Origin of the sequence: Carnobacterium sp. FSL E2-0243, assembly GCF_038003605.1 — a bacterium.
In the GTDB taxonomy this organism is placed as follows: domain Bacteria; phylum Bacillota; class Bacilli; order Lactobacillales; family Carnobacteriaceae; genus Carnobacterium; species Carnobacterium maltaromaticum.
This window is the reverse complement of record NZ_JBBOPM010000001.1, coordinates 2,769,670-2,792,211: the sequence shown is the minus strand read 5'-3', so window position 1 is coordinate 2,792,211 and position 22,542 is coordinate 2,769,670. Positions and strand designations below refer to the sequence as shown.

The following is a 22,542-nucleotide window of genomic DNA, read 5'->3' as shown; positions in this document are numbered from 1 at the left end:
ATATTTGGTGAATGACACATACCTAATTTCCCGATAGTGAGTAAACTCAGCGAGTATTTTTATCATTTAAACGACTTATATAAAGGGGAGATTTAAAATGGAACTAGAAGCGCTGGTAAACCAGTACCACGACAAATTAAACGAAAATGATTTAGCTATTATTTCTTATGTATTAATGCATAAAACACAATGTGAAACGTTGAGTATTGTTGATTTAGCAAAACTTTGTCATACATCTAAATCATCTATTTTAAGATTAACACAAAAATTAGGATTTTCTGGTTTTAGTGAATTCAAATACAGTTTAAAAAAAGCAAGCAAAGAAAAAGCTCCTAAGTTGAATTTATTAGATTTACAAAGAGAAGATATGGAAGCTACATTAAAATTGATGCAGCAAACAGATGTTGCAACGATTGTTCAAAAAATGCATCAAGCAGATCGGATTATTGGTTACGGAACAGGTTGGGGACAGCAAAATGCAGTTAAAGAGCTAAATCGGAATTTTATGGGGTGCGGTAAATATATGTTATCTATTCCCGCGAAAACTGAATTTGATTTGAATATGCCAATCATTACTAAAAATGATTTCGTCGTAATCATCTCATTAAGTGGAGATGCGAAAGATTTGGAACAAAATATTCAAACATTAAATTTACGTGGAGTGCCAATTTTATCTATTACCACCTTTAAAAATAATTATTTAGCCTCACTAGCACCATTCAATCTCTACTATCAAGTCTCTCCTATGCATCAAACAGAAAGGAACGAGATGGTCTCTTTTATCACCTTAAATTTAGTTTGTGATGCGTTATTTAGAGAGTATGCTTCCTATCTAATTGAGAGTGGAGAACTGTAACCAAAAAAATAATCAGAAAAGAGGACAGATGATAAGATGAATGAGAAAAATCAGGTCATTACAAAAGTCAGAAAGATGTCATTTTATTCAAGTTTAATTGCTTATTGGCTGATTTTGCCAATTCTATTCAGTTTCTATTTAGCCATGAAAATGTTGATGATGGGAATTGATTTTCAAACACTGTTAACTCAAAATTTAACTGTAACAGTCTTATTACTGATAGCTCTTTTGAATCCATTTTCAGCTTATTTTCTATTAAATACTACGGAAAAAGATAGGAAACGTAATCAACCAGTTGGTTTTTATTTGAAAGCGATGTTGGTTCAGCAACTATTAGTGGGGAATTTAGTCGGAGCTGTTTTAGTTTTTTTTAGTTTTCGAGAAATGCCCTATTCGCAAGATGGAGTAGATTCACAAATGAAAATGACTAGCGTTTATATACTAGTTGGTATACAATATATACTATCATTAGTTGCTATTTTTGCACTATGGATGATGGTTAAAAATGGTAGTTAAATTTTTGGAAAGTAGGGATAGCAATGTTTGGATTTTTTAAGAAAAAAGAAGCTAAAAAAGAAGAGACTAAAACTCCAGTTACATCAGTTAGTATAGAAGGAACGTTATTTTCACCAGCAAATGGAAAAGTTATTGCCATTGGCGAAGTTTCAGATCCAGTTTTTGGCGAAAAAATGATGGGAGACGGTTATGCTGTTGTACCCACTGACGGAAAAATTTATGCACCAGTAAATGGAAAAGTGACAAGCGTATTTCCAACTAAACATGCCATTGGTTTATTGATGGATAATGGTACAGAAGTATTGTTGCACATGGGATTAGACACAGTTGAATTAAAAGGCGCTCCATTTGAAATAGCTGTTACAGAAGGGCAAGTTGTCACACCTGAAACATTAGTAGCAACTGTTGATTTAGATGCACTAGCTACAGCTGGAAAAGATAACGCAATGGTTGTCGTAATTACAAATATGGATAAAATTGCAAGTTTTGCAGTAACTGAATTAGGGGAAACAACTGCTAGTAAAGCAATTGGGACTTTTACAACAAAAGGATAATTAGCAAGAAGGTTGAAGACTTAAAAAGTTTTTAGCCTTTTTGTTTATAGAGTAGATCTTCTAGTGTTATTCTTGAGGCTACTGATTAAAAGAAAAACTGGAGGACTAAGAATGAAAAACTATCAAACTTTACTATTTGATGTAGATGATACATTATTAGATTTTGGAGCAGCAGAAGACAATGCCTTACGTTTATTATTTGAGGAACAAAAAGTTTCCTTAACTGTTGAAATTGAAAATTATTACAAAAAGATGAATAAAGGTATGTGGCAAGAATTTGAATTGGGGAAATTAGATCGTGACGAACTAGTGAATACACGATTTTCAAAATTATTTAAAGCTTTTGGTCAAGAGGTTGATGGGGTTTTATTGGAACAAAAGTATCGTGGTTACCTAGAAGAAGGACATGAGTTAATTGATGGAGCGCAGTCACTGATTCAAAACTTAAAAAAAGAGTATGATTTATATATTGTAACAAACGGTGTTTCTAAAACACAATACAAACGTTTACAGGATTCTGGGCTACATTCAGCATTTAAAGATGTCTTTGTCTCTGAAGATACTGGTTATCAGAAACCGATGAAAGAATATTTTGATTATGTTTTTGCACGAATTCCTAACTTTAAGCGAGAAAATAGTTTAATCATTGGAGATACTTTAGGTTCTGATATTTTAGGTGGCAAGAATGTCGGTATGGATACATGCTGGTTCAATCCTACGAATAAAAGCAATACAAGTGAAATTGTCCCTACTTACCAAATTGCAGAATTAGAAAAACTATACGATATTCTAAATTAAGTAGTAAAAAATAAAATTGAGGCTAGAGACAGGATTGTCTTTAGTCTTTTTCTTATGTAGTTCTTTATTTAATGTCGAAAGAAAATAAAATGGTATAATTATAAAAGAAATAAAATTAAGTGGAGGTGAGTAAATGAATTTAATTCAAGAAAATCAGCGGACCTTAGAACATATTTTTCCAAGCTATCAAACCAGTGAAGGGAAAGCGCAGGTTCTTAAAGAAACTGAAGAATTATTTACTCAATTTAAGCAACAACATTTTCTATATCCAATCCGCTATCAACTTAAAAAAAATACTTTCCATATCAAATTAAAACGTGATTATTCAATTGCGCCTAGTCTGGAAGTTACGTCAATTAATGAAGTAGTTCCAGTGTGGAAATATAAGTTAGATCAAGAATTAATGAAATTAGAGAAACGAACAAAAAAAGTATTTTTAAGTGATTTTGGTGGTATTGCAGATGGAAAAACAGATTGCACAAAAGCCTTTAAACGGGCGTTTTCTGTTGGCTATCGTCATGTCATTCTCTCCTCTGGAACCTATCTTACGAGAGGTCTTAAAATTCCATCTAATGTAATTTTAGCTGGGGAAGGATCAGCAGAAACTTGCTTGAAACTACATCCAGAAGCACCAAAGTCGGAACAATTGCTGACAAATAAATCTCATTTTAAAGGCAATCATCATATACAAATAAAAGGGATATCACTGGATTGGAATGTTGAGCGTTTGACCAAAGGAGAAACAACAGCAACAGGAGGAATCGCTTCAAGCGGAATTACCTTAGCTCATGTTAAATACGCACGAATTGTTGATGTAGTAGTTAAAAATCCTGGTTTACATGGGGTGGACATTACGTCGCCTGCCTATAGTTATGCTGGCGACGGGACACGTTCTAGACTAGGTAGTCAGTTTATTTGGGTGGATCAGATTGAGGCCTTTGGCTTTGGTGATGATGGCATCACAACTCATCACAGTAAAAATATTTTGATTTCTAATTGTTATTTACACCATCCAAGTGGTTTAGCACATCGAACAGGTTTTTCAAATTCAAATGGGATTGAGATTGATGATGGATCGGAACATATCAGTTTAGTAGGTAACCGAACAGCTTATTGTTTTGGTGGAGTTGAAATAAAAGCCCATGAAACTAGTTCTGCAGCTTCAGATACACAAATTTTCGGACATTTTTCGTATCGCGACAATCGTTCTTATAATTTTAGACATATCGGTCATCATAAAGATCAAGACTTATTATCTCAGTCAGCATACGGCATTCGAGCTAGTTTTTTAGCTGCGTATTATCCACAAAAAACAGATTTATATAAAGCCTCTGAACCAAGAGGCATAGTAGTATCTGCTTATCAGCGAGTAGTGGTTAATCAATTTATTGCTCGAGAAGAACCTACTACTAATCACGAAAAAGTAGCGATTGCTATCCAATATCGAGCACGAGACGTTCGGATTGTGAATAGCCAGTTGAAAAATTACTATGGAGCGAAGCAGCCAATTAAAATTAGTAAAGACACAAGTGACATATATATAATCTAGATTTTAATAAAATAAAAATACGGTTACACCAAGAAGATTATTCTTTGGTGTAACCGTATTTTCTAATCTGCTAAATTATCTAAATCATCAACAGCTAATACCCTAGTCGTTAAGGGTTCAGGTGATAAAAGAATAGCAAGAATTTTTTTGGCAATTGTATCAACAGAGATAGGTTTAATTTGCGTGACAAAGACAGACAAAAGTGGGATTTTCAACAAAAATTCTAAAGCCCATTTAGCTCGGATAGACGAGGGTCTTCCCGCGCCTACTATTAATCCCGGTCTGATAATAGTTAAAGGTAAAGGCATTGAAATCAAACTCTGTTCTGCTTGACGTTTTGCTTCGATATATTTAGTAGGACCAGCATTAGCAGATAAAAAAATAAAATGTTGTAATCGATCATTATCTGAAGCAACTGTTCCAATTATTTTTGCTGAGTCGGCAATCATTTTTTGATAAGTAATTCCTTCTTTTGGACGTTCTTTAATAATACCAACTAAATCAATAATAGCAAAGGCGTGAAGTAAGTGAGCTTGCCAATCTTGTGAAGTGAAAATATCTGCTTGAACCCATTCAATTGGTGCATCCCTTAAGCTTTTCAGCAGTTTATTTGAAGGGGGGCGCCCATGTTTTGAAATACTTACAATTGTCCAATTTTCAGTTAAAGCAGTCTGACAAATAACTTGTCCTAAAAAACCACTACCACCAATAATCACTAATTTTTTTAGTTGTATCATACTCTCCCTCATTTCTTTTATAACTCTATATTCATACTATACCAAATAAGTTCAGTTTTTTTTAAGAAAAGGCTTTGAAAGATTAGGAATTTAGTAAATTTTTAACTGTTGTATTGTAATTAGACGAAAGAGCGCTTGACAAATGCTAGCAACCTCGCTAAGTTTTTTACTGAATAGAAGTGTGGTAGAGTAGGAGCAGTCACCAACAGAAAGGATGATTTAAAATGAAAATAGTTAAACCAAAACAAACAATAACGGCTTTAGTAGAAGATCAAATTGTAAAAATTGAAGAGGTTGAGTCACATACACATTATAAAAAATGTCAAATTACGAGTAATTTTGGTATAAAGAAAATAAATGAAGTCATTTTTGAAAATTGTACCTTTGACCGATTAGATTTTAAGCAAATGGAGTTTTTAGATGTTACTTTTGACAACTGTAATTTAGCAAGTGGCGATTTTAGTGAAAGTTTAATTTACCGAAGTGAGTTTAAGAATTGTCAATTAAGTGGAGCAAATTTTATTGATAGTAAGCAAAAAAATGTTAAATGGCAAGGTTGTTTGTTAAGTTATGCAAATTATTCTAGTAGCAATATGGAAAGTGTTCATTTTATTGAAGGGCGAATTACAGAGAGTTATTTTCAAGATTCTCAGTTGAAAAATGTGATCTTTGAAGAGATTAATGCGAACGGAGTAGATTTAGTAGGTTCTAAGTTGATAGGTTTAGATATTTCAAAGGCTCATTTTGATTTTTTAAATTTGGATATTTCCTTAGCAAAAGGCTTGAAAATTGGATATGATCAAGCGTATAAATTGATTACATTGAGTGGAATTGAAATTGTCGGATAAAAAAACGAATGCAAAAGAAAATGAGAATTTTATCATAATAAGTTAAACTCATTGACCCAATAAAAAAAGCGTGTTAAGATTCTAAACATCAAACACATTAATACTTTAACGCGTTGAAGAGTCAAAGTAGATTAACTATCTTAGTTTCAGAAAATTGGTGGGAGCTGCGAACCAATCGAGATAATTAATTGAATTACGGGCTTGGAGCATCTTTACTTAAAAAATAAAGACGGAACTGGGCCGTTATTCCAATTGAGAGAGAAATAAGTAATTATTTCTAATTAGGGTGGTACCGCGAAATAATAAATTCGTCCCTGTTGTAGTTCGCTACAGCAGGGATTTTTGCTGTGGTTCTTGCTGCTTCAGCAGCTTAGAACCACAGTATGCATCGACCTGAAGGGGCGGATGTAATCCGAAAATGTTGGTTTTTATGGTTCTTGCTGCTTTGTCATGGTTCTTGTTGCTTTAGCAACTTAGAAACATGATACACATCCATCAAAGATGGACTGTGTTCAATTTTTAGAACCACAGTATGCATCGGCCTGAAGGGGCGGATGTAATCCGAAGAAAGACAAGACAGATGTCAAAGAGATTTGTGAATGTTGCACTTGCAAAGCCCAAATCGAAATAGCAATGAAATTTCGAGGTGACAAAAAGCGTAACATCAAATTTCCCTATTTTCTTGCCAGAGCTACCCGGCTCAATAAACTTTTTATCAAGGCTAGTTTTTATGAGCCAGTCCTTCGGAAAAAAGATAAATTCCCAAAAAAGTAAAAAAACACTTTTCTTGGAATTTTCTATTTTTCTGCCAGGCCTAAACGGCTCAACAAACTTTTTATTTAGGAGATGGAATGGAAAATGTTGAAGTTAAACAGTACAGCAGGAGGAATTATTGGATATCGTTGCTCAAACTAAATCAACTTAAAAATTAGTTAGGAGAGATGATAGATATGGAAAAGCAACAGTCATTTAAAGAAGCGTTAGGTATATTAATCTTATTATTAGTCGTTATTGGCGTAAGTGTCATTAAATTTGGAGTTGCTCCACAAACACCTTTAATTATTGCCATTGGTTTATTAATATTATGGGGGAGATTTAGAAAGAAATCGTGGGATTCAATTCATAAAGGGATTCAGGAGGGGATTTCAACTGGATTAGTTCCAATGATTATTTTTATCTTAATTGGAGCCTTAATTGGTATTTGGATTGCCGCAGGGATCATCCCATCTATGATGGTATTTGGTTTTAAAATTTTAAATCCGGGTATTTTTGTACCCTCAGTTTTTATTATTTGTGCGATTGTTGGGACTTCAATTGGGAGTGCTTTTACAACAGTTTCAACTGTTGGAATCGCTTTGTTAGGTATGGGAACATCAATGGGCTTTAATCCTGCTTTGGTTGCAGGTGCAATTGTATCGGGAGCAGTTTTTGGTGATAAAATGTCGCCTTTATCAGATAGTACAAATTTGTCAGCAGCTGTATCAGGCGTCGACTTGTTCCGTCACATTAAAAACTTGATGTGGACAACAGTTCCTGCATTGATCATTTCATTAATTTTATTTTTTATTTTAGGTAACGGTGAAACACATGCAAGTACAAGCAATATTGATGAATTAGTCAAAACATTAACCGCTAATTTTTCAGTCAATATATTTGCGATTATTCCAATAGTTGTCATGTTTGCCTGTTCTTGGAAAAAAATTCCTGCAATTCCGACTTTATTATTAAGTATTATTGTAGCACTTGTGATGTTGGTGATTGAACATTCAGGACTTAACTTTACCGAAATTTCAAGTATTATTCAAGATGGATTTATTGCACAAACAGGAGATAAAAATATTGATGCATTACTATCTCGCGGTGGTGTTCAAAGTATGATGTGGTCAATTTCATTAATTATTTTAGCATTAGCATTAGGGGGATTGTTGGTTGAATTTAAGATTATTGATTCAGTCATGGCCCCAATTTCTAATTCACTTAACTCTACTGGCAAATTAATTTTAGCGACAGCATTATCTTGTATAGGGGTTAATTTATTAGTAGGAGAACAATACTTATCCATTATTTTACCTGGTAAAGCCTTCAAAAATTCTTTTGACAAGGCTGGTTTACATCCTTTGGCGATGTCTCGTGTGTTAGAAGATGCAGGGGCAGTTGTGAATTCGTTAGTTCCTTGGAGTGTCAGTGGTGTGTTTATTGCAGGTGCTTTAAGTATTCCAACAATTGATTACTTACCGTTTGCTTTCTTTTGTTTACTTTGTCCAGTCATTACAGTATTTTGTGGTTTTACAGGTATTGGAATTCAAAAGAAAAAAGAATCAAGTATTGCAAAAGAATTACGAGAAGTATAATAAGTTAATCCCAAAAAGGCTAAGATTTTTCTTAGTCTTTTTCCTTTTCTTAAAGTATCAGCTAGAATAATTAGGAGAAAGTGTGTAGAATAAATGAGTAAGACAATTTAGGAAAAGTAGGTGTTCAGTGAATGAAGCAAAAAAAAGGCATTTTATTAGCCAATCTTGGAACTCCAGATAAGCCTGAAAAGAAAGAAGTTCGAGCATTCCTTAAATTATTTTTAGCAGATAAGCGTGTCATTGATACGCCTCGGTATATTTGGTTACCAATTTTACACGGCATTATTTTAAACACACGTCCTAAAAAATCTGCTAAACTTTATAAAGAAATATGGCGCACAGAAGGTTCACCATTATTGATTTATACGAAAGAACAAACGCGCCAATTACAAGATCGTTTTCCAGATGTAGTGGTTCGCTTCGGCATGTCTTATAGTCACCCTTCAATTGTGACATCCTTAACAGAGATGGATGATTTAGGCGTAACGGACTTAACTATTATTCCATTATATCCACAATATTCTACAACGACAACAGCGTCTATCTACGATGCTGTCGCAACTTATTATTTAAAAAAAGAAAATATACCTAGCTTACATTTTATTCGAGAATTCACAGAACACCGTCTATACATTGATTTATTAGTAGATCAAATAAAAACTGAACTTGCTAAACATCCAGTTGATCATTTGCTGTTTTCTTATCATGGAATTCCAGTTTCATATGCAGAAAAAGGGGATCCTTATCCAGAACAATGTGCAGCAACGACCAAAGCCGTTATGGCTAAACTCAAACAAAAGATAGCTTATTCAGAAACCTATCAATCAAAATTTGGTCCAGCTGAATGGTTAACACCAGCAACGGATGCGACTCTAAAAAGGTTGCCTATAGATGAAGGCGTGAAAAAAATCATGGTGATTACACCAGGTTTTGTATCAGATTGTTTAGAGACAATCGAGGAAATTGAATCTGAAAATCGTGGGTACTTTATGGAAAACGGTGGTGAAGAATTTTATTACATTCATCCTTTTAATGAGGATCCGCGATTCGTTGATTTATTGGCCCAACTAGTTAGTGATAAATAAATACAACTAAAATTGAGGAAATGAAAAAGAAAGCTTGCGACTTATTCTTAGGCATGGTATAGTACTTACATGCGATGAGTTGACTCAACCAGGTAACTTCGGTTATTCCGCTGCGGCGGCTAGTGGTTGAACAAAGGCAGGGCGTTGGTACTTCGAGTACAACTACAGGATGTAGATGCTTAGCTCCCTCTGTATTGTGGAATTCATGGAGTTTGTTTATGCAAATAAATACTGCCGGAAAAAGCACTGACATTTATGTCAGTGCTTTTTTCTTTGTTTTTTAATTAATGAAAGAGCTAATAGTTATTTAATTGAAGGTGCGTTTTTTATAAAATTACGATAGCTTTCTACCATTTCTTTTGACTTAGTATAGTGTAAATAATGTTCACCTTCAAAAATTTCTACTTTCCCGTAGTTTAATCCTTTAATTTGCTCTTCATGTTTTGGCTCCCATCCCTCGGTATCCTTAATACTTGCTTCTGCTAAGAAAAAAAGAACAGGTAGTTCTTTAGGAAAGTTCATATTTTTAGCAGTATTAAAATTACCTTCCATTTGTTCGCCTTCACTAAGAATGGCTACATTCATAGTGTTTTTTAATGAAATTAATCTAATTTGTTCTTTTGTTTTGGAATCTACATCAGGAGCCATCAAGGAATCGGGTTTTAGCAGCAATCTAAAAACGCCTAAATCACGTAATAATTTATAGCTGCTAGCAGGAAAAGGGTCAACTGATTGAGTAGGAAAGCTTGTATCAATTCCAACAAAAGCAGTAACTTCATCAGGGTAAGTTCGGCTATAGTCTAAACCATAAATCCCAGCAATTGAATGTCCCATAAGTGTATAAGATGTAATGTCTAATTTTTGCAAAGTTTCATGAATTTCAGAAACAATATTTTTAGTTGAACGTTCTGAAGTTGGAAGGTCACTTAATCCATACCCAAGAGGTTCTACGACGACGACTTTATAGTAGGCTTTTAGTTCATTTACTAAAGGTGTGAAATCTAAAGCAGGAGCAGCAGTGCCAAAACCAGGAAGTAAAACAATGGTTTCTTGACCATTGCCATGAATACTCACATTTATTTTTTTATCATCAACAGAAATTTTTTGTCCATAATCTGTAATTTTTTTATCATCTAATCGATTTAAAATTTTATTTGTCACAAACATTCCTGCAACTATAATGATAACTACTAGTAAAAAACTGATTATTATTTTTAATGAAATTCGTCCTATTTTTTTGATCAACATAGTACCATCCCTTTTCAATTTAATTTGTTTAAATGAGCATTTAGTTCAACTTTCAAATTATTTCCCAGGTAATAATTTCTTTTCTCTGGGATACATTTATTCTACTAGAAAAGGTAAGATTCGTTTTATATTAAGCGTGAATGGTAGAAAAATGACGATGAAATGTAACTATAGCTTGCAAAAAAGTGTTTTTTCTTTTCATTAGTTGCTATAATGGCAGAAGTTGCGGTTTTCATGTAATTATTTTTATAGAGTAAACGCATACTGAAGTGGAAATTTTTTTCATTTATTTTCCTACTTTTTTTGCCGAGCCTAAACAGCTCAACAAACTTTTTATTCAGGCTAGTTCTTATGAGCTAGTCTCTCGGAAAAAAGATGGAATTTCGAGGTGACAAAAAGCGTCACATCAAATTCCCCTATTTTTCTGCCGAGCCTAAATAGCTCATCAAACTTTTTATTAAAGGAGATTCAAGTTAATGAACACCAATATAATCGGGATCGTGTTATCTTTTAGTTTTATTTTTATCGTGTTAGCGCTTGTAACAGTTAGTCAAAAGAAAGCTAATTTAAGTGAGGAATTTTCTAGGAAAGCCATTCATATAGCTGTCGGAAATTGGATTTTAATTGCTGTTTATTTTTTTGATTCAATTTTATGGGCCGCTTTTGTTCCACTGTGTTTTATTGTCTTAAATTATATTTCATATAGGAAGCAATTATTCAAAGCGATGGAACGCAGTGCAGATGATTCTTTAGGGACTGTTTGGTATGCTGTATCTTTATTTGTTTTAACTGTAGTGGCTTTTTATTTAAATATGCCTTTTATCGCTATTGGTGGTATTTTATCAATGGCTTATGGTGATGGATTTGCTGCTGTTATAGGAAGTAAATGGGGGAATTTAACCTACCCAGAAAAATTCGGAAAAAAATCATTAGAAGGCGCAGTGACGGTCTTTATCTTTATTTTTTTAATTACTAGTATTCTTGCTTATCTTTATTTGCCAGTGAATAGCCTTTTAGTAGGCTTAGTTTGTGGCTCAATCGGGACGATTTTAGAATTGTTGACGCCTAATGGCTTTGATAATTTGTCAGTTCCATTGAGTATTGGAGCACTCCTTTATTTGTTTACAATTGGTTCAACGATGACAGGGTTGATTCTAAATACGACACTGACAATCTGCATTTTATTTTTAGCTTGGGTTGTCGGAGCGTTAACAGCTAAATCTTGTGTGACATCATTTATCTTAGGAATGTCCCTTTATTTATTAGGAGGTTGGCTCGTTTATGCTGGCTTAATTGTCTTTGCTATTTTAGGCAGTGGAATTAGTAAAATAGGGCGCCAAAAAAAGCTTGATGCAGCTGCATTACATGAGCGGGAAGGAACTAGAGGCTCAGTTCAAGTATTAGCCAATGGCTTACCAGCATTATTCTTTGCAATTATTTATTTTGTTACCCAAGTTGAGGCTTTTCAACTTGCAGCGCTGACGACTTTTGCAGCAGCAAATGCAGATACGTTTTCTTCGGAAATTGGTATGCTTAGTCAGAAAAATCCAATCTCTATTTTAACATTTAAACGCTTGGCTAAAGGTTTATCTGGTGGGGTTAGTTTTTTAGGTCTCGTTAGTGGCTTGATTGGTGCGTTATTGATTGGTAGTTTAGCGCTAGGGAGTTATCCGATTAGGATTATTTTATTGATTAGTTTAATCGGTTTTTGTGGTACGTTAATTGATAGTATTCTAGGCAGTACTTTGCAAGCCAAATATCAAATTGGCAAGAAAATCACAGAACAGACAACTGAAAATGGACAGAAGTTAAAGCGAATATCAGGATACTCAGTTATCAATAATGATGTCGTCAACTTTATTAGTGTGCTATTAACAGGTATTTTGGCTTGTTTCGTGTTTAATTGAAGTGTTATTTTAAAAGAATAAGTCCAGTAAGAAATCAAAAATTTACAAAAAAAATACATTGAATTGCTTTACTTCCATAAAACCTATGTAATAATGAGAGTAAGATTAAGAAAGGACTATCATCATATGCCTAAACAACGCCTTTACATTATTTCTTTGGATGCTTTTGGTAGCCAAGATTTAGAGTATGCAAAAAACTTACCTAATTTTAAACGATTATTAGCTCGTAGTGCACTTGTTTCAGAAGTTGAAACAGTTTATCCGTCATTAACTTATATGGCCCATACATCAATTGTGACTGGGGTTTATCCCAATAAACATGGCATCATTAATAATACCTATTTGCAACCACATTTAGATTCGCCAGATTGGCACTGGTACGCAAAGGATATCAAAGTTCCCACTTTGTTTGATGTTGCTCATCAAGCTGGATATAAAATTGCAAGTTTGCTTTGGCCAGTTACAGGACGAAGTAAATCTATTCATTGGAATTTTGTTGAAATATTTCCAAATCGTAAATGGAAAACTCAAATAGGAGTTTCTTTATGGTCTTCAAGTCCTAAGTATATCTTCGATTTAAATAACAAATTTGGAAAATTGCGCAATGGAATTCAACAACCTCAATTGGATGAATTTATTACTGCATCAATGGTTGATACGATAAGAACAAAAAATCCAGATTTATTTGCAGTTCATTTAGTTGATTTAGATAGTACACGCCATAAATATGGTGTAAATACGCCAGAAACTCAGGCTGCTATTCAGCGGATGGATCAGCATCTTGGCCAGATGATTGTGGCTATGGAAGAAAAAGGTATTTTTGATGATACGGTTATTGCAATTCTAGGTGATCATTATCAAATTGACGTCCATACGGTCATTCGCTTAAATCAATTATTTAAGGAGCAAGGATGGATAACCTTAAATAAAGATGGAAAAATTAAAGACTGGCAAGTTATTGCAAAAGGAGCAGATGGTTCTTGTTATATTTACACTCAACCACATATTGATTTATCCGAAGTTAAAGCTGCTTTAGGTAAACTAGAAAAAGAAATTGATCATATTTATACTGGTGAAGAAGCGGCTGCTATGGGAGCTGATTCAGCTTGTCAATTTTTAATCGAAGCAAAAAGTGGCTATTATTTTGAAAGCGGGATAAACGGACCTTTAGTTGAAAAAACAGCAGAAAATCCTACTTTACTCAAAGGCACTCATGGATTTAGTCCTAAAAAAGAAAATTATACTACAACTTTATTTATTAGTGGTCCAGGAATCAATTCAGCAGCTAAAATTCCATACGCACATTTAATAGACGAGGGACCAACTTTTCTACATGCAATCGGATTGAGTTACCCTCAACCAGTTGATGGGCGAATTTTAATCGAATTATTTAATGAAGTCAATTAAACTGAAATGGATGTGAAGGAATGGAGCAAATTAAACAAAGTGAGAACGATCGCTTTCGTTACACTAAATTAGAGCGTAGTTGGATTATGCAAGATTGGGCCAACTCAGCATACTCAGTAATGATTACAACGGTCGTATTCCCTTTATTTTTTAAGGTAGTTTCTGAAAATGGTGGCTTAAGTGATGCCACTTCAACAGCATATTGGGGCTATGCAAATTCTTTAGCCACTTTAGTTGTATCTCTTTTAGCTCCGTTGTTAGGTGCAATTGCCGACTATAAAGGCTATCGTAATCCTTTATTTACTCTTGCAACAGGATTGGGTGTCGTGGCAACACTAAGTTTTGCTTTTGTTCCTGATGAGAATTGGCAACTATTATTATTTCTTTATGTATTATCTGCAATTGGCTTCTCTGCTTCTAATATTTTTTATGATGCCTCTTTAATGGATGTTACCTCGAATAAGCGGATGGATCGTGTTTCAAGCGCTGGATTTGGTTGGGGATATATCGGAAGTACCATTCCATTTTTACTTTTTATCGTTTTACAATTAACTGAAATTTTACCAATTTCTACAGGAACTTTAATTAAAGGTTCCTTTATTATGACGGCGCTGTGGTGGTTCATTTTTACTATTCCTTATTGGAAAAATGTGAAGCAAACGACTTATATTGAAAAACAACCTAAGATAGTTGCTAAAAGCTTTAGTCGTTTATGGCAAACAATCAAACATATTCGCCAGCATCGCAATGTTTTTCTATTTTTAGCTGCTTACTTCTTCTATATTGATGGAGTAGGGACGATTATAACGATGGCAATGACCTTTGGAACAGATGTTGGTTTAAGTGCGAATAACCTTGTAGTCATTATGTTAGTTGTTCAAATTGTGGCTTTTCCGTGCTCAATCTTATATGGTGTTTTAGCAAAGCGCGTTGGAAATAAAGAAATGATTTTCTTTGGTATTTTAACGTATATAGGAATTTGTATTTTTGCGATTCAGCTCGATAGTTTACTTAAATTTATCGTGTTAGCTATCTTGGTTGGAACTGCCCAAGGTGGAATTCAATCCTTGAGCCGTTCTTTATTTGCCCAATTAATACCAGTTGAAAGAGCCAATGAATTTTTTGGATTTTACAATATATTTGGCAAATTTGCTGCCGTCATTGGTCCTGTATTAGTCGCAGTGACGACACAAATTACCGGACATGCTAAAGATGGTGTATTTTCTTTAATTATTTTATTTGTCGTCGGAGGAATTTTACTTTATTTTGTTAAAGTAGACCATGAAATTGAGAATCTATAAATATAAAAAAACGAGTTGAGAATTTCTCAGCTCGCTTTTTTGGTCAACCTTTAAAATTATATAAGGGTTTAATAATTTCTTGAATCTTCATAGTACCCGTCACATCTTTTTGTAACTGTTTACTTGGTTTATAGGCGCTAGGTGCTTCGTCTAAGGTATGTTTAGAAACGGAAGTACTCCAAATATGCCGCATTGTTTTTTGATAGCTGTCTAGGCTGATTTGAGCTTTAGCTTTGGAACGACTTAAAATCCGACCAGCTCCATGAGGGGCAGAATAATTCCAGGCTGGATTGCCTAACCCAGTCGCAAGAATACTCCCATCACGCATATTTAATGGAACAATAAGTGCTTCCCCTTTTTGAGCTGAGGTAGCGCCCTTTCGAAGCATTAAGTTTTCAGTATCGATATAGTTATGAGCGCAATCAAAAGTACTGATGACAAAGTTGTCCCATTTCATCCCTTTTAAAATCGTTTCAGCCATCAATTTACGATTTAAGGCAGCGTAAGCTTGGGCGATTTTCATATCATTCAAATAGTTTTCAAAATTGCTTCCTTCTACATAAGAAAGCTCATACGGAATCTTAATTGTTTCACGAAGGGTTGCTAGTCTATTGGCCTCTGCAATCAAACCTTTTTTCATTTGGTGCTTCAATGCTATTTTTAACTCTTTTCGTCTAGTAGCTAATGTTTGATAGGCCATTTCTTGATGGTATTCTGCGACTTCTTTGCCGAGACTGCGGCTACCACTATGAATGACCAAATAGATGCCATCTGCACCTTGGTTCACTTCAATAAAATGGTTGCCTCCACCAAGTGTCGCGATACTACGCATAGCCCAGCCCTCATGGACGGGTGCATGTAGTTTTGTGAAATCAAATTGGTGCATTGCGGTATCATGGTTGCTTTGCCCACTAGGAATTCGATTGCGAATCAATTGGTCTAACTTATCAAAATTTAATTTTAAACGTCCAGGTTTTAACTTTACAACATAAAGTCCACAACCAATATCGACTCCAACAAGATTTGGTACGACTTGGTTTGTGATGGTCATACTAGTTCCAATCACACAACCTTTGCCACTATGAGTATCAGGCATAATTCGAATTTGACTATCCTTAGCAAATTCTTGATTACAAAGTGAAATAATTTGACTGATCGTATGATCATCAAGCATATCCGTATAAACAACAGCTTCATTATATTTTCCTTTTAATGTTAACATTTCAAATCCTCAACTTTTCTATAGAGTTTAGGAGAAATGAAGAGATTCGATTTCTCCTATTGCTGGATAAATCCTCTTAGTTGGTTCAATTTATTACTCATTGCTTCGTCCTCCCTTAGAATGTTCGTTGAGCCGTTCAGGCCTGGCAGAAAAATAGCGAATTCCAAGAAAAGTGTCTTTTTCCTTTTTTGGGAATTTATCTTTTTTCCGAAGGCTTGGCTCAAAAGAACTGGCCTAAATAGAATGTTCGTTGAGCCGTTCAGGCCATAAAAATAGTTAGAATGGTAAACTTGGAGCTTTAGGTTCAGAACTCCCTTACTCTTAGTTCATCTATTTAAAAAAAGAATTACTTTAAAAACGCAAAAAAACAGTTCATCAACCAAGAGATTGACGAACTGTTTCTAAAAATTAAGACTAGCATCTATTTGTTAAGAGCATTGACAACAGAGGGAAAACTATTGCCACTCAAACAAATAAGTGGGGCTTTAAATTCAAAACATAAATCAAATCTTGCTTGTTTCGTAATAACTATCTGTAATTGAGTAACTGCATTTTTCATGATGTCTGCTCCTTTCCGTTTAGTTTTGGTAACTCGAGAAGAAGTATAACATGACATTTTTTTATTAGCAAGAGAATCTTTCATCTTTTTTATTTCTGGCTTTTCTTAAATAATCTAAAATTTAGGCAGAGACAAGTGTGAAAATCAGAAAAAGTATGGTATCATTTGGTCATTCACAGAATTTAGTAAAGAAAGAATTTATGTCAGCTTTAAGCTGATTTTAGTGATATATATAGTAATGGAAAGAGGTTTATTTAGAATGGGAATGGTCAGCAATGATTTTCATAAAATTATGATGGAACGTCGCTCAATTCGAGCCTATGATGAGGCCGTTAAAATTCAGCAAGAAGAAATGGCTCAAATTTTAACTGAAGCAACATCTGCTCCATCATCTGTAAATATGCAGCCGTGGCGTTTTGTTGTCGTTGAGAGTAGCGAAGGAAAAGCAAAGCTACGCCCACTAGTTGGTTCAAATGTGCTACAAAATGATACATCTGCAGCGATGATTCTTTTATTTGGTGATCGCAATTGTTTTGCTTACTCAGCTGATATTTATGGGGTAGCAGTTGAACGAGGTCTGATGCCAAAAGAAGTGGAAGAAAGACAACTAAAAAATTTAAAACATCATTATGAAACCATTTCTCCTGATCACTTAAAAGAGACGTTATTAATTGATGGAGGATTAGTAGCGATGCAATTAATGTTAGTGGCTAGAGAACATGGGTATGATACGAATGCAATCGGTGGTTTTAAAAAAGAATTATTGGCAGAGGCTTTTAATATGGATGCCGCTCGCTATGTTCCAATTATGATTGTTTCCATTGGAAAAGCGGTTGAAGCAGGTTTCCCATCTGTACGCTTACCTATTGAAAAAATTACCGAGTGGGTTTAAAATTTAATTAGTCAAAAAGACTCCATTTCAATCAGAGGAAATTCTGATTGTAATGGAGTCTTTTTGATTAATAGTTTACACATCAATTAATGACTATTTTTAAGCATGATTTTTTTCAATGGATAATATAAAAGAGAGACTAAAATTACAGTTGAAATCGAATTAATCACAGTTGCATATAAACTTACAAATGAGGCAATTGAGGCAACTTGTAAAGTCGTACCCGCAATTAAAGAAACAATCACACCCTGTACATAAGACTCAATAATTTTTGTTATTCCAGCTGCAATTGCAATCAGTAAAATTACATAAAATTTAGAATCATCATGTTTAAATAAGCGGAAAATAGTTGCAACAACTGCGGCTACAATAATGGCTTCAATCATTGTGAATACTGCAAAACTAGCATATCCGTTTAATAAATCAAAAATCCCAAGACCGATTGCACCAGCGGCAGCTCCATATTTGAAACCTAAAAGTAGCACAGAAAGAACAACAAGTGCATTTCCAAAATGAATAAATGGGGCCCCTACTGCAGCTGGTAAAGGAATTCTAAAAACTTGGACGCCTAGAAATGTAATCGCAGCGAATAGCCCTGTTAACACAATCATATATGTTTTGTTTTTGTTTGAATTTAGCATAAAATTCCTCCTTTAATCGATAAAAAACTCGTTGAGACGGTCAGCTCCGGCAGAAAAATAGAGAATTGCAAGAAAAGTGTCAGTTTCTTTTTTTGGAAATTCATCTTTTTTCCGAGGAGTTGGCTCAAAAGAGCTAGCCTAGTTAATTATTTTTAGTAGTTTGGGTAATTCCGTTTCAAAACAAACACCAAATTTAGGATCTTGTTTTTGCTGAAGAGTTTTTGAAATGGCATCGTGAATAAAACGAACAGCAATTTCGCTTGCTGCATGAATGTCTTTACCAGATAATACCGAGCCAGTTACTATACTAGCAAAAATATCCCCAGTTCCAAAATAATGTCCAATCATCTTTTTATCTAAAGCATAATTGATTCTATTTGTTTCAACATCAAAAGAAGCAGCTCCAATTTCAAATTCGTCAAAATAAACGCCAGTTAAAATAATTTTTTTTGGACCTAGTTGTCCCAAACGTTTTAATAAATCTTCAATATAGTCTTTTGTGTAAGGACCTGTTTGAAAAGGTTCTTCTAAAAGTAATGCAGCTTCAGTCAAATTTGGGATAATGACTGTGGCTTTTTCACATAATTTACGCATTTTTGCTGGATAATCTGGTTGAAAGCCACGATAAAGTTTACCTGAATCAGCCATAACAGGATCAATGATGACAGGACATTGTGAGGCTGTCATCGTATCAATAGTATCTATCACAAGATCAATCTGTTTCGGGTTGCCTAAGTAACCTGTATAAATAGCATCAAATTTTAAATCTAAAGATTTCCAATGGGCAATGATTTTTTTCATTTCTTCTGTTAAATCTAAGTAAGTATTAGCTCCAAGCCCTCCAGTGTGAGTTGAAAGTAACGCAGTTGGCAAGACGCAAGATTCAAACCCTAAAGTAGCAAGAATCGGCAAAGTGACAGTTAGGGCAACCTTTCCGACTCCAGATAAATCATGAACAACTAAAACTTTTTTTTGCATGTATATCTCTCCTCGTATAAAAAGTTTGTTGAGCCGTATAGGCCTGGCAGAAAAATAGGGAAATTTGATATGGCGTTTTTTGCCATCTCGAAATTTCATCTTTTTTCCGAAGGACTGGCTCAAAAGAACTGGCCTAATAAAAAGTTTGTTGAGCCGTTTAGCTCTGGCAAGAAAATAGGGAAATTTGATGTGACGTTTTTTGTCACCTCGGAATTTCATCTTTTTCTCGAAGAGCTGGTTCAAAAGAACTAGCCTTGATAAAAAGTTTGTTGAGCCATTTAGCTCTGGCAAGAAAATAGGGAAATTTGATGTGACGTTTTTTGTCACCTCGGAATTTCATCTTTTTCTCGAAGAGCTGGTTCAAAAGAATTAGTTTTAAGACTTATAAAATTAAAAAAGTGGCTAAAAATAAAATGCAGTATAAAAATCCAATCATTAAGCCCCAATTATAGCATGAGTAGCAATAAACTATAAAGCTTTTAACTATTATTTTACTCATTATATTTTCTCTCGTTCTAATTAACGGGTTGGTGATTCTTTTAAAATTAAAAAATAACTTCTAATCCTATTATGCTTGATAGAATTTTTTTGAGATAACTAATAAAATGAAAACTATTTTTTTGTTATTTATTTTTATTGTTATTAAGTTGCTCATTAGTTTTTTTTTTCACTTACAAAAAAACTTTATTCAAAGATAGTTGCATCATATAGGTGTTAATCATTGTGAAAAATTAATTTTCACAATGTTATTTTAGTTGAAAAAAAAGTCTATAAATAAGTTGTGTATCTTTTGTTTTTTGTTATTTTATTGTATGATTTGGTTGAGAAATTAAGATGTTATTTATTCATGTTATTCATGAGTGTGAAAAGGTCTTTTATTCTTTTTAATAACCGATTAATACCAATATAATTAAGGAAGTAGGGGATTGAAATGCGGTCTGGAAATGTCTTGTTTTTAACTATTATTGGAACCATTATTATTGGAGCGGGAACGGCAATTTTAGTGCAAGCAAAAGAAGAAGAAATTGTTATTAAACCCATTGAAATACCTTATGGAAAAAACATCAATGCAGCAGTCATTGAAAAACAATTAGAAAAGCAAGGAATTAAAGATGTTAAAATTATTAAAGGTAAAATTGAACCTGAAAAAATTGGTGAATACTCTCTAACTTTGCAATTAACTAAAGAGGATAATGAAATTTTTGAAAAAGTCGTTAAAATTGATGTTACAGATGAAGTCCCTCCAGAAATAACAGTGAAAAAGGTCGAGATTGAGGCAGGATCTATTTTTAATCTAACGGATTATGTGGATGTAATTGATAATGCTGATGGTGATTTAACCGGAATTATCACGTATAAACCAGTTGATACCAAAGATCTAGGAGAACAAAAGTTAGAAATAGCTAGTACGGACTATTCTGGAAATAAAACCAATAAAAAAATTATTCTATCTGTTATAGACACAACAAAACCAACTCTGAATGTAACAGATGAAAAAATCAATTTTGGAGCAAAATTTAATGCAATGGAAAATAGTAGTGCTACGGACTTGATTGATGGAAATTTAACTTCTGAAATGCAAGTTACCGGTACAGTTGACCCTAATACAGCTGGAACTTATACCTTACTATATACGGTCTCTGATAAATCAGGTAACAAAGTAGAAAAAGAACGGAATGTCATTGTGGAACCTGCTCCAGTCGCAGATAATGTTGAGCCAGAAGCAACCAATGAAAATGCAAATGAAACTAATCCAGAGGCTGATACTTCTAGTGATGTGAATTCTGAAGCAGAAGCTGTAACGCCTGCACCTATTTCAAATCCAGATCCAGTAGCCCAACCACAAGCACCAAGTTACGCTCCAATGACTATCTATGTTGGAGGCTCTGCTATCCCTTATCAAAATGGCGGTCAAGGAACTGGACAGTCAATCATCGATAACGCTCCAGTTGCTTCAACTTGGGGAGGTGCGGCTATTCAATCAGGAAGCGATGGTTTAAATACTCATATTATCGGTCATAATCCTGGTGTCTTTAGCGCTCTATTTAATGTTGGAATTGGTAGCCAAGTAACGATTACAGATGGAAATGGAACACCAACAAACTATACAATTAATCGAATCTATGAAGTCAATGATAATGCTGTCGGTGTTCGGGATGGTGTTGATTATTGGGATCAAATGATTGGTACTGGCGGAGGTGAACGGGTGACCTTCCAAACATGTGAAAATGACAATGTGAATTGGGTCTATGAAGCAGTAAGCTAATGTTAGTTTGGAACCGAAAAGAAAATACTAGTCTATTAAGAGTTAACTCTTAATTGACTAGTATTTTTTTAATTAAAATCCGCTGAAAACGGGCTTACAATAAAAAATACTTATGTTAAAATAAACAAGGACTTTAAAAAGTAATCATGATTGAGTAAGGAAGTGTAGAATGAACAGAAGTTGGGTATATGTCATTATAGGCGCTATTTTAGAAGTTGCTTGGGTAACTGGTTTGGCTCATTCAACCACAATCTGGCAATGGATAGCGACGATTATTAGTGTGACGATTAGTTATGGTTTGTTTACGTTAGCTGCCAAAAATCTGCCAGTGGGAACACTATATGCAGTCTATACAGGATTAGGAACAGTTGGAACGATACTTGTAGGTATTTGGTTGTTTAATGAATCCATTTATCCATTGAAAGCTTTTTTAATGATGACTTTATTAATCGGAATTATCGGATTAAAGCTAGTAGAAGCAAAAGGCAAGTAAAAAAGGAGGACATTGAATGACGTTAGCATGGGGTGCATTATTCGTAGCAGGTTTAATTGAAATTATTGGTGTCATGAATATTAAACGCTTGGCAGATGGAAAAAAGAGCGCTCTTTTTTTTGCCATTCTTTTAATGGGAATTAGTTTGTTGTTACTTTCTTTTGCGTTACAGTCAATCCCAATGGGCACAGGATATGGCATTTGGACCGGAATTGGCACGGTAGGTACGACAATTGTCGGTATAGTAGTCTACAAAGATTCAAAAAGTTGGCCAAGGTTATTTTTTATTGCTTTAATTTTATTTTCAACAATTGGTTTGAAACTACTAAGTTAG

Annotated in this window: 21 protein-coding genes and 1 other annotated feature; of the genes, 15 read left to right on the top strand and 6 right to left on the bottom strand. The window is 34.2% G+C overall.

Annotated features, from left to right (window positions below; translation table 11 throughout):
- The first annotated feature begins 97 nt into the window (after positions 1 to 97).
- The 5 genes from MHI00_RS13310 (at position 98) to MHI00_RS13290 (ending at position 4,273) form a co-directional block, all read left to right on the top strand.
- Entirely contained in the window at positions 98 to 856 is a 759-nt protein-coding gene (locus MHI00_RS13310) for a MurR/RpiR family transcriptional regulator (RefSeq protein ID WP_010053220.1), read from the top strand.
- 36 nt (positions 857 to 892) lie between these two features.
- Entirely contained in the window at positions 893 to 1,372 is a 480-nt protein-coding gene (locus tag MHI00_RS13305) for a hypothetical protein (protein WP_010053221.1), read from the top strand.
- A 23-nt stretch (positions 1,373 to 1,395) separates the two neighbouring features.
- Positions 1,396 to 1,926: a PTS sugar transporter subunit IIA gene (locus MHI00_RS13300; protein ID WP_010053222.1), complete on the top strand. Its 531-nt coding sequence runs from the start codon at positions 1,396 to 1,398 to the stop codon at positions 1,924 to 1,926.
- A 111-nt stretch (positions 1,927 to 2,037) separates the two neighbouring features.
- The gene (locus MHI00_RS13295) at positions 2,038 to 2,724 is read left to right on the top strand and encodes a YjjG family noncanonical pyrimidine nucleotidase (protein ID WP_010053223.1); all 687 of its coding nucleotides are present in this window, start codon (positions 2,038 to 2,040) and stop codon (positions 2,722 to 2,724) included.
- 133 nt (positions 2,725 to 2,857) lie between these two features.
- Positions 2,858 to 4,273, top strand: coding sequence for a glycoside hydrolase family 55 protein (locus tag MHI00_RS13290; protein ID WP_229251995.1), 1,416 nt, complete (start codon positions 2,858 to 2,860; stop codon positions 4,271 to 4,273).
- 62 nt (positions 4,274 to 4,335) lie between these two features.
- On the opposite strand, the gene MHI00_RS13285 is transcribed toward MHI00_RS13290, so the two are convergent.
- Positions 4,336 to 5,010 (bottom strand): SDR family oxidoreductase, encoded by a 675-nt coding sequence (locus MHI00_RS13285; RefSeq protein WP_010053227.1) that lies wholly within the window; start codon positions 5,008 to 5,010, stop codon positions 4,336 to 4,338.
- A gap of 224 nt (positions 5,011 to 5,234) precedes the next feature.
- Here MHI00_RS13285 and MHI00_RS13280 point away from each other — a divergent pair, with 224 nt between their 5' ends.
- The 3 genes from MHI00_RS13280 to hemH all read left to right on the top strand — a co-directional run bounded on the left by MHI00_RS13280 (position 5,235) and on the right by hemH (position 9,294).
- Positions 5,235 to 5,858 (top strand): pentapeptide repeat-containing protein, encoded by a 624-nt coding sequence (locus tag MHI00_RS13280; RefSeq protein ID WP_341114215.1) that lies wholly within the window; start codon positions 5,235 to 5,237, stop codon positions 5,856 to 5,858.
- Between the two features lie 104 nt (positions 5,859 to 5,962).
- Positions 5,963 to 6,177 (top strand) — a binding site (T-box leader).
- A 631-nt stretch (positions 6,178 to 6,808) separates the two neighbouring features.
- The gene (nhaC, locus tag MHI00_RS13275) at positions 6,809 to 8,209 is read left to right on the top strand and encodes a Na+/H+ antiporter NhaC (RefSeq protein ID WP_015075639.1); all 1,401 of its coding nucleotides are present in this window, start codon (positions 6,809 to 6,811) and stop codon (positions 8,207 to 8,209) included.
- A gap of 131 nt (positions 8,210 to 8,340) precedes the next feature.
- Positions 8,341 to 9,294 carry a ferrochelatase gene (gene hemH, locus MHI00_RS13270; protein ID WP_318589038.1) on the top strand — a complete coding sequence of 318 codons (954 nt, stop codon included), beginning with the start codon at positions 8,341 to 8,343 and terminating at the stop codon, positions 9,292 to 9,294.
- A gap of 303 nt (positions 9,295 to 9,597) precedes the next feature.
- Here hemH and MHI00_RS13265 read toward each other — a convergent pair whose 3' ends face one another.
- A complete protein-coding gene (locus tag MHI00_RS13265) occupies positions 9,598 to 10,542 on the bottom strand; it encodes an alpha/beta fold hydrolase (protein WP_341114209.1) in 945 nt (314 codons plus the stop codon).
- A 476-nt stretch (positions 10,543 to 11,018) separates the two neighbouring features.
- On the opposite strand from MHI00_RS13265, the gene MHI00_RS13260 reads away from it, so the two are divergent.
- From MHI00_RS13260 to MHI00_RS13250, 3 genes are all read left to right on the top strand, one after another.
- A complete protein-coding gene (locus tag MHI00_RS13260; RefSeq protein ID WP_341114206.1) occupies positions 11,019 to 12,449 on the top strand; it encodes a DUF92 domain-containing protein in 1,431 nt (476 codons plus the stop codon).
- 126 nt (positions 12,450 to 12,575) lie between these two features.
- A complete protein-coding gene (locus tag MHI00_RS13255) occupies positions 12,576 to 13,856 on the top strand; it encodes an alkaline phosphatase family protein (protein WP_016356335.1) in 1,281 nt (426 codons plus the stop codon).
- Between the two features lie 20 nt (positions 13,857 to 13,876).
- Positions 13,877 to 15,157 (top strand): MFS transporter, encoded by a 1,281-nt coding sequence (locus MHI00_RS13250; protein WP_010053239.1) that lies wholly within the window; start codon positions 13,877 to 13,879, stop codon positions 15,155 to 15,157.
- Between the two features lie 43 nt (positions 15,158 to 15,200).
- On the opposite strand, the gene MHI00_RS13245 is transcribed toward MHI00_RS13250, so the two are convergent.
- Together MHI00_RS13245 and MHI00_RS13240 are read right to left on the bottom strand one after the other, a co-directional pair.
- Positions 15,201 to 16,379, bottom strand: coding sequence for an RtcB family protein (locus MHI00_RS13245; protein WP_317913652.1), 1,179 nt, complete (start codon positions 16,377 to 16,379; stop codon positions 15,201 to 15,203).
- A gap of 421 nt (positions 16,380 to 16,800) precedes the next feature.
- The gene (locus MHI00_RS13240; protein WP_015075646.1) at positions 16,801 to 16,938 is read right to left on the bottom strand and encodes a hypothetical protein; all 138 of its coding nucleotides are present in this window, start codon (positions 16,936 to 16,938) and stop codon (positions 16,801 to 16,803) included.
- A gap of 259 nt (positions 16,939 to 17,197) precedes the next feature.
- Between MHI00_RS13240 and MHI00_RS13235 the strand changes: the two genes are divergently transcribed.
- Entirely contained in the window at positions 17,198 to 17,830 is a 633-nt protein-coding gene (locus MHI00_RS13235) for a nitroreductase family protein (RefSeq protein WP_015075647.1), read from the top strand.
- 86 nt (positions 17,831 to 17,916) lie between these two features.
- On the opposite strand, the gene MHI00_RS13230 is transcribed toward MHI00_RS13235, so the two are convergent.
- Both MHI00_RS13230 and MHI00_RS13225 read right to left on the bottom strand, forming a co-directional pair.
- The gene (locus tag MHI00_RS13230) at positions 17,917 to 18,471 is read right to left on the bottom strand and encodes an ECF transporter S component (protein WP_015075654.1); all 555 of its coding nucleotides are present in this window, start codon (positions 18,469 to 18,471) and stop codon (positions 17,917 to 17,919) included.
- Positions 18,472 to 18,609: 138 nt separating this feature from the next.
- Positions 18,610 to 19,449, bottom strand: a complete 840-nt coding sequence (locus MHI00_RS13225; protein WP_322808316.1) for a pyridoxamine kinase — start codon at positions 19,447 to 19,449, stop codon at positions 18,610 to 18,612.
- 931 nt (positions 19,450 to 20,380) lie between these two features.
- On the opposite strand from MHI00_RS13225, the gene MHI00_RS13220 reads away from it, so the two are divergent.
- From MHI00_RS13220 to MHI00_RS13210, 3 genes are all read left to right on the top strand, one after another.
- The gene (locus MHI00_RS13220) at positions 20,381 to 21,715 is read left to right on the top strand and encodes an immunoglobulin-like domain-containing protein (protein ID WP_341114192.1); all 1,335 of its coding nucleotides are present in this window, start codon (positions 20,381 to 20,383) and stop codon (positions 21,713 to 21,715) included.
- Between the two features lie 169 nt (positions 21,716 to 21,884).
- Positions 21,885 to 22,208 carry a DMT family transporter gene (locus MHI00_RS13215; RefSeq protein WP_010053248.1) on the top strand — a complete coding sequence of 108 codons (324 nt, stop codon included), beginning with the start codon at positions 21,885 to 21,887 and terminating at the stop codon, positions 22,206 to 22,208.
- A 16-nt stretch (positions 22,209 to 22,224) separates the two neighbouring features.
- Positions 22,225 to 22,542, top strand: coding sequence for a DMT family transporter (locus MHI00_RS13210; RefSeq protein WP_201729973.1), 318 nt, complete (start codon positions 22,225 to 22,227; stop codon positions 22,540 to 22,542).

What these genes read in the sequence shown, in the direction of transcription:
- MHI00_RS13280 (WP_341114215.1), top strand. Translation starts at nt 5,235, where the DNA reads ATGAAAATAGTTAAACCAAAACAAACAATAACGGCTTTAGTAGAAGAT.
- MHI00_RS13245 (WP_317913652.1), bottom strand. Translation starts at nt 16,379, where the DNA reads ATGTTAACATTAAAAGGAAAATATAATGAAGCTGTTGTTTATACGGAT.
- MHI00_RS13225 (WP_322808316.1), bottom strand. Translation starts at nt 19,449, where the DNA reads ATGCAAAAAAAAGTTTTAGTTGTTCATGATTTATCTGGAGTCGGAAAG.
- MHI00_RS13215 (WP_010053248.1), top strand. Translation starts at nt 21,885, where the DNA reads ATGAACAGAAGTTGGGTATATGTCATTATAGGCGCTATTTTAGAAGTT.
- MHI00_RS13220 (WP_341114192.1), top strand. Translation starts at nt 20,381, where the DNA reads ATGCGGTCTGGAAATGTCTTGTTTTTAACTATTATTGGAACCATTATT.
- MHI00_RS13255 (WP_016356335.1), top strand. Translation starts at nt 12,576, where the DNA reads ATGCCTAAACAACGCCTTTACATTATTTCTTTGGATGCTTTTGGTAGC.
- MHI00_RS13240 (WP_015075646.1), bottom strand. Translation starts at nt 16,938, where the DNA reads ATGAAAAATGCAGTTACTCAATTACAGATAGTTATTACGAAACAAGCA.
- MHI00_RS13295 (WP_010053223.1), top strand. Translation starts at nt 2,038, where the DNA reads ATGAAAAACTATCAAACTTTACTATTTGATGTAGATGATACATTATTA.
- MHI00_RS13300 (WP_010053222.1), top strand. Translation starts at nt 1,396, where the DNA reads ATGTTTGGATTTTTTAAGAAAAAAGAAGCTAAAAAAGAAGAGACTAAA.
- MHI00_RS13310 (WP_010053220.1), top strand. Translation starts at nt 98, where the DNA reads ATGGAACTAGAAGCGCTGGTAAACCAGTACCACGACAAATTAAACGAA.
- hemH (WP_318589038.1), top strand. Translation starts at nt 8,341, where the DNA reads ATGAAGCAAAAAAAAGGCATTTTATTAGCCAATCTTGGAACTCCAGAT.
- MHI00_RS13305 (WP_010053221.1), top strand. Translation starts at nt 893, where the DNA reads ATGAATGAGAAAAATCAGGTCATTACAAAAGTCAGAAAGATGTCATTT.
- MHI00_RS13250 (WP_010053239.1), top strand. Translation starts at nt 13,877, where the DNA reads ATGGAGCAAATTAAACAAAGTGAGAACGATCGCTTTCGTTACACTAAA.
- nhaC (WP_015075639.1), top strand. Translation starts at nt 6,809, where the DNA reads ATGGAAAAGCAACAGTCATTTAAAGAAGCGTTAGGTATATTAATCTTA.
- MHI00_RS13230 (WP_015075654.1), bottom strand. Translation starts at nt 18,471, where the DNA reads ATGCTAAATTCAAACAAAAACAAAACATATATGATTGTGTTAACAGGG.
- MHI00_RS13290 (WP_229251995.1), top strand. Translation starts at nt 2,858, where the DNA reads ATGAATTTAATTCAAGAAAATCAGCGGACCTTAGAACATATTTTTCCA.
- MHI00_RS13210 (WP_201729973.1), top strand. Translation starts at nt 22,225, where the DNA reads ATGACGTTAGCATGGGGTGCATTATTCGTAGCAGGTTTAATTGAAATT.
- MHI00_RS13235 (WP_015075647.1), top strand. Translation starts at nt 17,198, where the DNA reads ATGGGAATGGTCAGCAATGATTTTCATAAAATTATGATGGAACGTCGC.
- MHI00_RS13285 (WP_010053227.1), bottom strand. Translation starts at nt 5,010, where the DNA reads ATGATACAACTAAAAAAATTAGTGATTATTGGTGGTAGTGGTTTTTTA.
- MHI00_RS13260 (WP_341114206.1), top strand. Translation starts at nt 11,019, where the DNA reads ATGAACACCAATATAATCGGGATCGTGTTATCTTTTAGTTTTATTTTT.
- MHI00_RS13265 (WP_341114209.1), bottom strand. Translation starts at nt 10,542, where the DNA reads ATGTTGATCAAAAAAATAGGACGAATTTCATTAAAAATAATAATCAGT.